This is a genomic window from Enterococcus sp. LJL51, from assembly GCF_049894025.1.
Classification (GTDB): Bacteria; Bacillota; Bacilli; order Lactobacillales; family Enterococcaceae; genus Enterococcus_L.
The window spans coordinates 323,583-335,324 of record NZ_JBNEQE010000001.1 but is presented as its reverse complement, the minus strand read 5'-3'; the positions used below and the strand labels follow the sequence as shown (position 1 = coordinate 335,324).

Sequence of the window (11,742 nt, the reverse complement as noted above, 5' to 3'; positions counted from 1 at the left end):
TTATATAGTTCAGATATTGCTAAATATGTTATACTGTTTAGGAGCAAAAAGAGGGACTTTGGAAAAAAATAGAAGGAGGACGTTCCTAAATGACAAAAAAAGAAACATTTTATATTACAACACCTATATACTATCCGAGTGGACAGCTGCATATCGGAAATTCTTATACAACTATTGCCTGCGATGCGCTGGCACGCTACAAACGCTTGATGGGATTCGATGTTCTTTATCTAACAGGTTTGGATGAGCATGGACAAAAAATTGAACATAAAGCGAAGGAGTTAGATGTAACCCCTAAAGAATATGTTGATAAAATGGCAGCAGATGTTCAAAAGCTTTGGAAAACCTTGGATATTAGCTATGATAAGTTTATTCGTACAACGGATGAGTATCATGTGAAAACCGTTCAGCAGATTTTTAATCAGCTGCTGGATCAGGGAGACATCTATCTTGGCGAATATGAGGGCTGGTATTCTGTTTCAGATGAAGAATACTTTACTGAAACACAATTAGCTGAGGTATATCGCAACGAAGATGGAAAAGTAATTGGCGGAAAAGCGCCAAGCGGTCATGAAGTAGAGCTGGTTAAAGAAGAATCTTACTTCTTCCGTATGAGTAAATATGCTGAACGACTGGTTGACTACTATAATGAGCATCCGGAATTTATTCAGCCGGAATCCCGTAAAAATGAAATGATTAACAATTTTATTAAACCAGGTTTGGAAGACCTTGCTGTTTCCCGGACAACCTTCTCCTGGGGAATTCCTTTAACAAGAGATCCAAAACATGTTGTATATGTTTGGATTGATGCACTATCCAACTATATTACGGCGTTAGGCTATGGTTCAGAGGATGATAGCTTGTTCCAGAAATATTGGCCGGCAGATGTTCAAATGGTCGGAAAAGAGATTGTCCGTTTCCATACAATTTATTGGCCGATAATGCTGATGGCATTGGATCTGCCATTACCTAAGAAGATTTTTGGTCATGGCTGGCTAATGATGAAAGATGGAAAAATGTCTAAGTCTAAAGGGAATGTTGTTTATCCTGACATGCTTGTAGAGCGTTATGGACTGGATGCTTTGCGCTACTATCTACTGCGGGCAATACCTTTTGGAAGCGATGGTATCTTTACACCAGAGGATTTTGTTTCCCGTTTGAATTATGATTTAGCTAACGATTTAGGCAACTTGTTAAACCGGACAATTGCGATGGTTAATAAGTATTGTGACGGTCAAGTACCAGCGTATAAATCTAAAGTGACGCCATTTGACAGTGAACTTTCGACAACTGCGGCAAATGTTATTGGCCGGTATCATGAAGCCATGGAGAAAATGGAATTCAATACAGCAATTGCTGAAGTCTGGACGCTGATTTCTCGTGCAAATAAATACATTGATGAGACTCAGCCATGGATATTGGCGAAGGATGAAGAGAAGAAAACTGAACTAGATAGTGTTATGGTTCATTTAGCGGAAACGCTGCGGATTGTAGCGATTCTTCTGCAGCCTATGATGACGGAAACACCTAAGAAAATTTATGAGCAGCTGGGACTTGATCCTGAAACCATGAACATGGAATCTATTCATTTTGGTGAATTCCCTGCAGATGTAAGAGTAACTAGCCAAGGTACGCCAATTTTTCCTCGTTTGGATATCGAAACAGAGGTTGCTTATATCCAGAGAAAAATGTCTCAAGGCGCTAAGAAAGAAGCCGAAGAGATTAAATGGAACCCAGAGGAAACAACCTTAGAGTCTGTTAAAGAAAAGCAGATTAAATATGAGGATTTTGATAAAGTAGAAATTAAAGTAGCAGAGGTTATTGACTGTAAAAAAGTTAAAGGGGCTGATAAGCTGCTGCAGTTCCGCTTAGATGCTGGTGACAATCAGCACAGACAGATTCTCTCAGGGATTGCTGAGTTCTATCCAGATCCTGCTGCATTAATTGGTAAAAAGGTAACGATTGTTGCGAACTTGAAGCCTAGAAAGATGAGAGGCGAAATCAGCCAGGGAATGATTCTTTCAGCAGAGGACAAGGAAGGCAGACTTCAAATTGTTGAAGCACCAAAAGATATGCCGAACGGTTCAATCATCGCATAATAGAAACACGCGAAGAGCGGCATAGAAATTTGAGCCCGTAAACATGAAAAATCCCCTCAGTTTAGAAAATTTTTCAAACTGAGGGGATTTTTTATTGTAATCAGGGATTAGATATCTTCAAAAATTTTTTTATAGTTCACTACAATTTTGTAATTATACTTTTCTCTATTCTCTCTTGACAGCTCCTGACAGGCAGAGATATCCACTAGACAGCTATTTGTGTATTTTTTTGAAAGGATACCATGAATCGAAGAGTTGAATAGTTCAGAGTAAAAGGTTATCATTTGACCTTCCTTGTAATTCTGGTTTATGGAAGTTTCCTGATAAAGAGTAAATGGTGCATAACTTTTTTTAGAAAATGAACTCATTGCCGCTCTCCTTCTTTCTTTAATCGAATCAGCTGCTGCAGCTGTTCCGTATTATTAGAAAACTCTTTTTGCATTGCTGAAAATTTTTTACAATGGGTACAATCAGAAGCATCTCCAGCCTCATGGGCTAGGGTTTCTTTATGCAGCAAAATTAAATCTGAACAATGGCGAGCTAAAAGAATTTGTCGAGATCTAATCTTTTGCAGCATGGTTATTTGGGGCGCTGAAGGCATCATTTCAACATCTCCTTTTCTCTATTATACGACGAATATAAGAGTAGTGCTGATTAATCTTAATAAAAAATTAATATTTTCAGTGAGAACTCAATTTTTAATGGAAAATAGCTAGAAGGCTGATTATAAAAAAGTTTATGAATTTGTCAAAATTTACAATATTTAGCAAAAAAAAAGTAGTGGGAAATTCTCAATAACAGGAAGGAATTAGAGTATAAGTGAGGATTTTGCTCGAAAACCAGTTTTTATAACTAACTGTAGTCCAGTATGAAAAAATGTTGGAAACTAAATTTTTCCAGATTAGCACCAAGTTACATTGATTGGTTGATGTTAAAATCAGGAGGGGTTAAAATAAAAAATTAATCACTTTATTTGCTCGAAAGCTAGTCCTGATTGCTTCGAAAATTGGCTCTCAAAAGTATTTAGTAGCAGTTAGAGATGGATTTGTAGGCATCAGTCGTTGATGACTGTGGGGGCGCTGACAGTCTTAATTAATAATCTGGCAAGAGATTCCCTATCAACCTTTGATGAACAATCTATTTGGCGGAGACAGCCTGTACAATTGCCAGGAATAGAAAAAATACAAAAGAAGGAAGGAAACGCATTCGTCATTTAAAAATCAAGGATATAGTTGACAAGGCAGATGTTTTAAATAAAATTGTTTCCATTTATAAATGAAGACTTCAAGTTTATGCGCGAAGAGACAAAAAATAAAATAGCTTAAATCGTTAAAGAACCAATTATTTAGATTCGAACCAATCATTATTTCATAAAATGATGACTGCGTTGAAATTTTTTGTGTAACTATAGAATCTCCTATAAACTCCGTTCAAAAAGCAGCAAGATTAAAAGAGTTTTGCTTCAAGAGCCAGTGGGGTACTGTTCAACATCAGCTTATACTTCACTGTGTTTCTCAGCAATAAGCCGTACTATATTGAAAATATGTGATGAAATCCATTTTCGTATAGTACGGCTTATTGCTGAACTTTTTATTTGTTGGTAAAATTTTTATAGTAGTACTATCGAAGGAAAGCACGGGTAGCTAGCAGTTAAGACCTCGTTCATGAGTAGTATTCTTATACCTATTGCTCAAGAACTGAATATGTTCGTTCAGTCTTTCCAATTAAAACCTGTTAAGAATTGATTTTTTTAGATTTGCGTAGACCGCGAATTTTCTTTGGTAAGAATACTAGGAATAGGGAGTAAGGCATGCTGATGATAGCGCCGGCCAGACTTCTGCTGATAAAGCTATATTGATACAGCCATTTCAACATAAAATGAAAAGCCGTGATACCGATTAAAACTAATACAAGTGTTAGCCAGCGTGAATCAAGCGACAGCAGCGCTTGCCCCAGACGAGCCATGAGAGGATACAGGTAAAAAAAGACTCCCACTAGAGTAATTCGCCAGTTTTTAATAGCAGCGCCAATATTTAGTATGAAAAAGAGGACCGACAGCAGTAATGCGATAGGCGGAAAAAAGGCAATCAATGCGGAATAAAGACTTCCCCAAATAAGCATCAGCGGTCCCTTAATAAATGCTGTTAGAGCGATTAAGAATAGAATCAATAGTACCTGATGGGTGATGCTGGCGTAGACGAGTAGCGTAAATAGCGTCAACAGTCCCCAATGCCAGATTGTTTGAGTCTGATCCTTTCTGCGGCTGATTACTTTTTGTTCAATAGACGATTTTAATAAGTCAGAAGAGAAAATGGTTTGCTTTATATGTTTCATAAACATCAACTCCTAACAATAATAGATGATTTCTGATAAAGAAGCGTAGCTGGCTATGCATTTTTGTCTATACTTTCCAAAAAGCTTCTTTTGACTAGATAGTCTGAGAAAAAAACGATTGGGCTGCATTGGCGGGGGAGCAGCCTGTTTTTTTAAGGCAAGCTATCCTACTGGCTTGATACAGACAACCGTTTAAAAGATTTATCTAGTAGATGAAGTGTAACAGGAACTGAAGATATGTACATCAGACTAGGGACTGATAAGACAGCAGCTGTAAAATGGTTTGTTACTAATCTTGAATAGAACATTTTTTCTATTTCAAGTGTTTTATTCAGCTTTCTGGTAAAATATGATAGAGTAGAACAGGCAGGGAGGAAGAAAAATGATTTTTGATACACATACACATCTGAATGCAGAACAATTTGCAGAAGATATTCCGGAAACTGTTGCACGAGCAACAGAATTAGGTGTAACAGAAATGGCAGTTGTTGGTTTTGATACACCAACAATTACGAAATCGCTGGCTCTTAGTCAGGAATATCCAAATATACACAGTATCATTGGCTGGCACCCGACAGAAGCTGGGAGCTACACCAAAGAGATAGAAGCACAGCTTCAGCAGCAGCTGACTAATCCAAAAGTTGTGGCTCTTGGCGAAATTGGCTTAGATTATTACTGGATGGAGGATCCAAAGGAGCTTCAGGCTAAGGTGTTCCGCCGTCAAATCGCTATTGCCAAAGAAATGAATTTGCCAATCAGTATCCATATGCGGGATGCTATTGAAGATACTTATCAGATATTAAAAGAAGAAGATGTTCGGGATATTGGCGGTATCATGCACAGCTATAGTGGAGATGATGAGTGGATGAAACGCTTTTTAGATTTGGGCATGCATATTTCTTTTAGCGGTGTAGTATCCTTCAAAAAGGCAACTGATGTACAGGAAGCAGCTGCTAACGCGCCAATTGACCGCTTATTGGTTGAAACGGATGCACCCTATTTGGCACCAGTTCCTTACCGCGGTAAAAGAAATGAGCCCGGCTATACCAGATATGTAGTAGAAAAAATAGCGGAATTAAGAAATATGGAGTGGGAAGAGCTTGCAAAGCAAACAACAAAAAATGCACACAAGCTGTTCAGAATAGCAGAATGATAGATAAATTGAAAATTGAAGAAATTATTGTTGTTGAAGGTAAGGACGATACAAGACGGTTACAAGAAGTCGTTGAGGTAGATACAATCGAAACAATAGGTTCAGCAATTAATGAAGACATCCTGACTCAGATTGAACATGCCCAAGAAACAAGGGGCGTGATTATTTTTACTGATCCGGATTATTCAGGAGAAAAGATTCGGAAAACCATTATGGAAGTGGTGCCGGACGCCAAGCACGCTTTTTTATCTCGAAGATTGGCTGAACCTAAGCGCCGGGGAAGTAGTCTGGGAGTAGAGCACGCCAGTGATGAAGCAATCATTGAGGCTCTTAAGTTAGTAGTTACACCAATTAATGAAGAAGATGATTATGAAGACATACCTAGACAAGTATTGCTTGACTATGGTTTAATAGCAGGAGCCAATGCAAAAGAACGCAGAGAAAAGCTGGGTGACGAGCTGCGGATTGGGTATACCAACAGCAAGCAGCTGATAAAAAGGCTGCAGATGTTCCGTATAACAGAAGACGAGCTGAAAGCAGCGATGGCTAAAGTGGAGGAATCACTGTGACCGATTATAAAGATATTGCGACCCCTTCCCGTACGAAGGAGATATTAAAAAAGCACGGCTTTTCATTTAAGAAAAGCCTAGGACAAAATTTTCTGACCGAACCCAACATATTAAGAAAAATCGTTGAGACTGCGGAAATTGATCGACAGACAAATGTGATTGAGGTTGGTCCTGGTATTGGTGCTCTCACAGAGCATTTAGCTCGTCATGGAGCAGAGGTTCTAGCCTTTGAAATTGATGATCGATTGATTCCTGTACTTAAGGATACGTTAAGTCCTTATGATAATGTAACTGTTGTTCATCAGGATGTGTTGAAAGCGGACTTAAGTACAGAGATAAAACGGGTTTTTAAGCAGGAGCTGCCCATAAAAGTCGTGGCAAATCTGCCGTATTACATTACGACACCGATTATGATGCACTTTCTGGAATCGGATTTAGAAATAGCCGAAATGATTGTGATGATGCAAAAAGAAGTAGCAGATCGAATCTCTGCAAAACCGGGAACCAAAGCCTATGGTTCGTTGTCCATCGCCGTTCAGTACTACATGGAAGCGGCAGTCGCTTTTATCGTGCCGAAAACAGTCTTTGTACCGCAGCCGAATGTTGATTCTGCGATTATTACATTGAAAAGACGGGCTCAACCGGCAGTTCAAGTAACGAATGAAAAAGAGTTTTTCAAACTGACAAAGGCATCATTCCAGCTGCGAAGAAAAACGCTATGGAATAATCTGACTCATTTTTACGGGAAAGATGAAAAAACAGTGACTTGGTTAAAAATCAGCTTGAACGAAGCTGAAATTGAACCTTCCCGCAGAGGTGAAACACTAAGCTTAGAAGAATTTGCCCGTCTCAGCAATACACTTGAAAAAAATAAATAGAAACAGCTGTTTCTTATTAAAAAACACATGAATAGATGAAGGAACGTACCGATTCAAAAAAGTTAGACCAAAAATCTAGCTTTGGGGAGTCGATACATCTTCAGAATGATTCGTGTGTTTTTTTATATTTAAAATAAAAGGGTTTTCAAAGCAACGTGTGTCTTGACACCTCTATTTTTTTTGATTAGAATAGGATTCATGATATGTGTCAAGACACATTTAGGAGGAAGAAAATGAGAAAAAATTCTGTCAGACAACTGACAATTTCAGCGTTATTAATTGCGATGGGAATTATTATTCCAATGGTAATGCCCCGAATTACTATTGGCCCAGCATCATTTACACTAGCAAGTCACGTGCCATTATTTTTAGCTATGTTTATTTCACCTGAAGCAGCAGTAGCTGTGGCCTTGGGAACAGGTTTTGGTTTCTTTTTATCAGCCACACCAATCATTGCACTACGGGCATTGTCCCATATTGTTTTCGCAGTTATCGGCTCAGTTTACTTGAAAAAGCATCCGGAAGTAGCACTGCAATCTAAACAGTTTTCTTTATTAAACGGACGGTTTCAAGTGTTTAACCTAGTCATTGCCCTTATTCACTCTGCTGTTGAACTGGTAGTCATCACTGTTTTCTATACAATGGGGAATCTACCGGAAACCTATTACTCTGATGGATACATTTATTCTATTTTGCTGTTAATGGGAATCGGCGGAATCATTCACAGCCTTGTGGACTTCAATATCGCTTATTTTCTTGCGGGCAGTCTTAGTAAGGCTTTTGACATTCCAGTGTTTACGAATGCAAAAAAATATTTACAAAATAATTTATAACAAAAAAGACGAGACAACGTATTCAGCTTATTCCTGCCAGTATAATTTCTGTAGCAACTTACTGTAAGCAAGTGAGGATAAGTCATGAATTTTGCATTGTTGTTTATATGAACTTGAAAAGTATTTGGTGAGTCTGTCTAAACTGGAATAATCGGCGGTTCAAAAGCTGCTTCTTCAAAAATAAGCCGTACTATATTGAAAATGTGTGGTAAGACCCATTTTCGTATAGTACGGCTTATTTCTGAGAAACACAGTGAGGTATGAGCTGATGTTGAACAGTACCTCACTGGTTCTTGAAGCAAAAGACTATTAGCCCTGCCTGTTTAATTAAACGTCAACTTTTCAATCCGGTCAAAGGCTTCTTTTAAAACGTCTAGACTTTGTGTTGCCGCTAGACGCACATGATGATCTCCTGTTGTTTCACCAAAAGCTTTTCCGGGAATAACCAAAACATTTGTTTCTTTCAGCAGCTTTTCAGTAAAAGCGACTGAACCGAGCTGAGTCTGTTCAATATTAATAAAGGCGTACATAGTACCTTGGACTGGCAGCATCGATAAGAAAGGAATCTCCTGCACGCGTTTTTCTACATATTCCAAGCGCTCTTTAAAAACGGACACAACCTCTGGTATGAGAGTTTCTGCATGAGCTAGAGCATAAATGCCAGCTTGTTGGGAAGGTGAAGGTGCTGAATAAGTAACACTTTCATTAATTAGCTTAGCAGCTTGATTAATATAGGAAGGAGCAATCATATAGCCAATCCGCCAGCCAGTCATAGCAAAGGCTTTTGAAAAGCTGCTAAAGGTAATTGTATGCTCAGGGGCAAAGACTGCCATAGGAACAAAATCTTCATAGAAGGCAAAAGCTTCGTAGACTTCATCTGAAAGAATATAGAAATCATGAGCAATCGCCAGCTCAGCTATCTGTTTGAATGTTTCTGGAGCAAACACCGCACCTGTCGGATTGTTCGGCGAGTTAATAATAATAGCTTTCGTTTTATCCGTGATGGTCTGTTTTAAGCAATCAATATTGATTTGAAAACCATCTTCTTCAAAAGTAGGAAGAAAAACAGGTTTTCCTCCTGCAAACAGCACCTGATCCTTATAGGGAGAAAAATAAGGTTCATGGATAATCACCTCGTCGCCGGGATCAAGAATTACCTGTAAAGCGAGATACATGCCATGAAGAGCTCCAACTGTTGCTCGAACCTGATCAACCGAAAAATGGAGGTTGTACTGCTTTTGATAAAATTGGATAACAGCGTCTAAGAATTCGCTGCTGCCGCCGGAAGCAGTATATTTGGTGTGTCCTGCTTTGGCATCTGCAAATGCCGCATCAATAATCTTTTCAGAGGTGATTAAATCAGGATCTCCTATAGAAAGGTCAATCAAATTAGGTATTTGCTTTGCAAGTGTAGCAATATCCATTAAAATATTTTCAGCCGGCTGCTGATGCCGCTTTGCAATTTTGGAAGAATCCATCCAAACATCTCCTTACATATTCTTGAATTGAAATACAGTTTTTAGTTTAGCTGCTTATTGAAAAAGACGAAACAGAGATGCAGCAGACTAAAATGGTGCTAAGAAATAACAGAAGCATTTACTGCTGAAATCTGTCTTTTTCTATGTCTGACACTTCTGTTTCGACTTACTATCTGTTTTTGGTTGTTTTACAAAACTTTTCTCAAAAAGTCCTGTGTTCTAGGATTTTTTGGTTGACCAAAAATTTCTTCAGGCGTTCCTTCTTCTTGAATAACGCCTGCATCCATGAAGATGACGCGGTCTGCAACCTCACGAGCAAAGCCCATTTCATGAGTAACAACAACCATAGTCATTCCTTTTTCAGCCAGAGCTTTCATAACGGCTAGAACTTCTCCAACCATTTCCGGATCAAGAGCAGAGGTTGGTTCATCAAAAAGCATCACATCCGGATTCATGGCTAAGGCTCTAGCAATTGCTACACGCTGCTGCTGTCCGCCTGATAAGCTAGCTGGATAGCTGCTGCTTTTTTCTTCTAGACCAACTTGTTCTAAAAGACTGAGTGCTTTTTGTTTCGCCTGTTCAGGATCTTCTTTTTTTACCTTAATAGGGCTAATTGTCAGATTTTCAAGAACAGTCTTATGAGGAAATAGATTGAAGCTCTGAAAAACCATGCCCATTTTTTGCCGTAGTTCATCTATATTCGTATCTTTATCTAAAAGATTTTTACCTTCAAATTCAATTCGGCCTTTTGTCGGCTGTTCTAATAAGTTCAGACAGCGCAGAAAGGTACTTTTTCCGCTTCCGGAAGGGCCGATAATTACAACCACTTCGCCAGCATTTACAGTTAAGTCAATTCCTTTAAGGACTTCATTTTTATCGAAGGATTTATATAAGTTCTCAATATTAATCACTAGTGCTCATTCTCCTTTCGGCTACACCCAACAGACGGGAAATTGTAAAGGTTAGGACAAAGTAAATCAGTGAAACGACCAGATACGGCAGGAATGGCTTGAAGCTTGCACCCTGAACATTCCCAGCTTGGAAGATTAGTTCGGAAACACCGATAACAGATACAACAGAAGATTCTTTAATAACTGTAACGAATTCATTTCCTAAGGCTGGTAAAATGTTTTTAATTGCCTGAGGCAGAATAATAAAGCGCATGGCTTGAGATTGATTCATACCTAATGAACGGGCCGCTTCCAGCTGTCCTTTATTCACCGCGTTAATTCCAGCACGAACAATTTCAGCAACATAGGCGCCGCTATTCAAAGTTAAGGCAATACAGCCGGCTGCCAGTTTTGATAAGTCCAGACCTAATACACCTGTACCAAAGTAAACAATAAAAATCTGAACTAGCAAAGGTGTTCCTCTAACGTATTCAATATAGATAATCGCTAAAGCACGTAAAATTTTGGATTTTGACAGCTTCATAAGTGCTAGTAGACCACCAAACAACGCACCGAACAACACACCGATAAAGGCTAGAAAAATAGTATAACCGGCACCGTTCAAGTAGAATTTGCCATATTTTTGAAGGAAGCCTTCGTTGTCGTCAAACATTAATTCAGCAGCTTCTTTTTTATAGCCATCCAAAAGATTATTGTCATTAATCGTTTTAATGGAAGCATTCACTTTTTCATTTAAGATAGGTGTGTTTTTAGCCATCGCAATCGCTGTTTGCTTTTCACCTTCAGTGAAAGATACATCAGCAAAGACTAAATCATCATTTCGATCAACATAAGCTTCGGCGACAGGACCTTCAAGTATAATTGCATCAACCTTTTTATTCTTCAGGTTCATCACTACATCAGGTACTTTCTGTAGAGAGGTTGGTATTGAACCAAGCAATTCATTTTTTGCAAGATCTTCCTGTGTGGTCTGTTTTTGAACACCGACTTTTACATCTTTAAAGTCACTCGTTGAATGAAACTTATCCTGATCTGTTTTACGGACGATAACCCGTTGCTGGACAGTCATATAAGGATCTGAGAAGTCGACTTCTTTTAGCCGTTCAGGAGTGGGAGCCATTCCTGAAATAATCAGATCGATTTTGCCGGTTTTTAAAGCACCTAACAGGGCATCAAAGCCAAGCTCTTCTATTTTTAGCTTAACACCCATATCGTCTGCGATTTTTTGGGCAATCGAAACATCAAAACCGACGATAGTATCTTTTCCATCAACATCTGTGTGGAACTCATAAGGGGCATAGTCAGCGGACAAGCCGACGATTAGTTCACCGCGTTGAATAATCCCGTCATAGATAGAATCTGTTTCTTCTGCTGCTGCCGTCTGAACAGTCAGCAAAGGAATGAATGCCATTAAAAGCGGCAGAATAAAAGCAATTATTTTTTTCCATTTTTTCATGTGCCGAACTCCTTTAGTTATTTAATAAATA

Annotated in this window: 11 protein-coding genes; 5 read left to right on the top strand and 6 right to left on the bottom strand. The window is 38.7% G+C overall.

What is annotated here, in order from left to right; translation table 11 throughout:
• Window positions 1-89: 89 nt before the first annotated feature.
• Entirely contained in the window at window positions 90-2,099 is a 2,010-nt protein-coding gene (gene metG, locus ACPWSO_RS01580) for a methionine--tRNA ligase (protein WP_426081015.1), read from the top strand.
• A 107-nt stretch (window positions 2,100-2,206) separates the two neighbouring features.
• On the opposite strand, the gene ACPWSO_RS01575 is transcribed toward metG, so the two are convergent.
• The 3 genes from ACPWSO_RS01575 to ACPWSO_RS01565 all read right to left on the bottom strand — a co-directional run bounded on the left by ACPWSO_RS01575 (window position 2,207) and on the right by ACPWSO_RS01565 (window position 4,433).
• On the bottom strand, window positions 2,207-2,467 hold the full coding sequence (locus ACPWSO_RS01575) for a DUF2187 family protein (RefSeq protein ID WP_426081014.1): 261 nt from the start codon (window positions 2,465-2,467) through the stop codon (window positions 2,207-2,209).
• Window positions 2,464-2,703: a hypothetical protein gene (locus ACPWSO_RS01570; protein ID WP_426081013.1), complete on the bottom strand. Its 240-nt coding sequence runs from the start codon at window positions 2,701-2,703 to the stop codon at window positions 2,464-2,466. Before ACPWSO_RS01570 ends, ACPWSO_RS01575 begins: the two co-directional genes overlap by 4 nt.
• A gap of 1,130 nt (window positions 2,704-3,833) precedes the next feature.
• The gene (locus tag ACPWSO_RS01565; RefSeq protein WP_426081012.1) at window positions 3,834-4,433 is read right to left on the bottom strand and encodes a hypothetical protein; all 600 of its coding nucleotides are present in this window, start codon (window positions 4,431-4,433) and stop codon (window positions 3,834-3,836) included.
• A 382-nt stretch (window positions 4,434-4,815) separates the two neighbouring features.
• Here ACPWSO_RS01565 and ACPWSO_RS01560 point away from each other — a divergent pair, with 382 nt between their 5' ends.
• The 4 genes from ACPWSO_RS01560 (at window position 4,816) to ACPWSO_RS01545 (ending at window position 7,866) form a co-directional block, all read left to right on the top strand.
• Window positions 4,816-5,586 (top strand): TatD family hydrolase, encoded by a 771-nt coding sequence (locus ACPWSO_RS01560; RefSeq protein WP_426081011.1) that lies wholly within the window; start codon window positions 4,816-4,818, stop codon window positions 5,584-5,586.
• Complete coding sequence (gene rnmV, locus ACPWSO_RS01555) at window positions 5,583-6,155, top strand: ribonuclease M5 (protein ID WP_426081010.1); 573 nt, start codon at window positions 5,583-5,585, stop codon at window positions 6,153-6,155. Before ACPWSO_RS01560 ends, rnmV begins: the two co-directional genes overlap by 4 nt.
• Window positions 6,152-7,033, top strand: coding sequence for a 16S rRNA (adenine(1518)-N(6)/adenine(1519)-N(6))-dimethyltransferase RsmA (rsmA, locus tag ACPWSO_RS01550; protein ID WP_426081009.1), 882 nt, complete (start codon window positions 6,152-6,154; stop codon window positions 7,031-7,033). Before rnmV ends, rsmA begins: the two co-directional genes overlap by 4 nt.
• A gap of 233 nt (window positions 7,034-7,266) precedes the next feature.
• On the top strand, window positions 7,267-7,866 hold the full coding sequence (locus tag ACPWSO_RS01545) for a hypothetical protein (RefSeq protein ID WP_426081008.1): 600 nt from the start codon (window positions 7,267-7,269) through the stop codon (window positions 7,864-7,866).
• Window positions 7,867-8,189: 323 nt separating this feature from the next.
• Here the strand turns inward: ACPWSO_RS01545 and ACPWSO_RS01540 are convergent, their stop codons facing one another.
• The 3 genes from ACPWSO_RS01540 to ACPWSO_RS01530 all read right to left on the bottom strand — a co-directional run bounded on the left by ACPWSO_RS01540 (window position 8,190) and on the right by ACPWSO_RS01530 (window position 11,711).
• The gene (locus tag ACPWSO_RS01540) at window positions 8,190-9,344 is read right to left on the bottom strand and encodes a pyridoxal phosphate-dependent aminotransferase (protein ID WP_426081007.1); all 1,155 of its coding nucleotides are present in this window, start codon (window positions 9,342-9,344) and stop codon (window positions 8,190-8,192) included.
• 188 nt (window positions 9,345-9,532) lie between these two features.
• Window positions 9,533-10,255, bottom strand: coding sequence for an amino acid ABC transporter ATP-binding protein (locus ACPWSO_RS01535; protein ID WP_426081006.1), 723 nt, complete (start codon window positions 10,253-10,255; stop codon window positions 9,533-9,535).
• Window positions 10,248-11,711, bottom strand: a complete 1,464-nt coding sequence (locus ACPWSO_RS01530; RefSeq protein ID WP_426081005.1) for an ABC transporter permease subunit — start codon at window positions 11,709-11,711, stop codon at window positions 10,248-10,250. Before ACPWSO_RS01530 ends, ACPWSO_RS01535 begins: the two co-directional genes overlap by 8 nt.
• Between the last annotated feature and the right edge of the window lie 31 nt (window positions 11,712-11,742).

What these genes read in the sequence shown, in the direction of transcription:
- ACPWSO_RS01530 (WP_426081005.1), bottom strand. Translation starts at nt 11,711, where the DNA reads ATGAAAAAATGGAAAAAAATAATTGCTTTTATTCTGCCGCTTTTAATG.
- ACPWSO_RS01560 (WP_426081011.1), top strand. Translation starts at nt 4,816, where the DNA reads ATGATTTTTGATACACATACACATCTGAATGCAGAACAATTTGCAGAA.
- ACPWSO_RS01565 (WP_426081012.1), bottom strand. Translation starts at nt 4,433, where the DNA reads ATGAAACATATAAAGCAAACCATTTTCTCTTCTGACTTATTAAAATCG.
- ACPWSO_RS01575 (WP_426081014.1), bottom strand. Translation starts at nt 2,467, where the DNA reads ATGAGTTCATTTTCTAAAAAAAGTTATGCACCATTTACTCTTTATCAG.
- ACPWSO_RS01570 (WP_426081013.1), bottom strand. Translation starts at nt 2,703, where the DNA reads ATGATGCCTTCAGCGCCCCAAATAACCATGCTGCAAAAGATTAGATCT.
- ACPWSO_RS01540 (WP_426081007.1), bottom strand. Translation starts at nt 9,344, where the DNA reads ATGGATTCTTCCAAAATTGCAAAGCGGCATCAGCAGCCGGCTGAAAAT.
- metG (WP_426081015.1), top strand. Translation starts at nt 90, where the DNA reads ATGACAAAAAAAGAAACATTTTATATTACAACACCTATATACTATCCG.
- ACPWSO_RS01545 (WP_426081008.1), top strand. Translation starts at nt 7,267, where the DNA reads ATGAGAAAAAATTCTGTCAGACAACTGACAATTTCAGCGTTATTAATT.
- rnmV (WP_426081010.1), top strand. Translation starts at nt 5,583, where the DNA reads ATGATAGATAAATTGAAAATTGAAGAAATTATTGTTGTTGAAGGTAAG.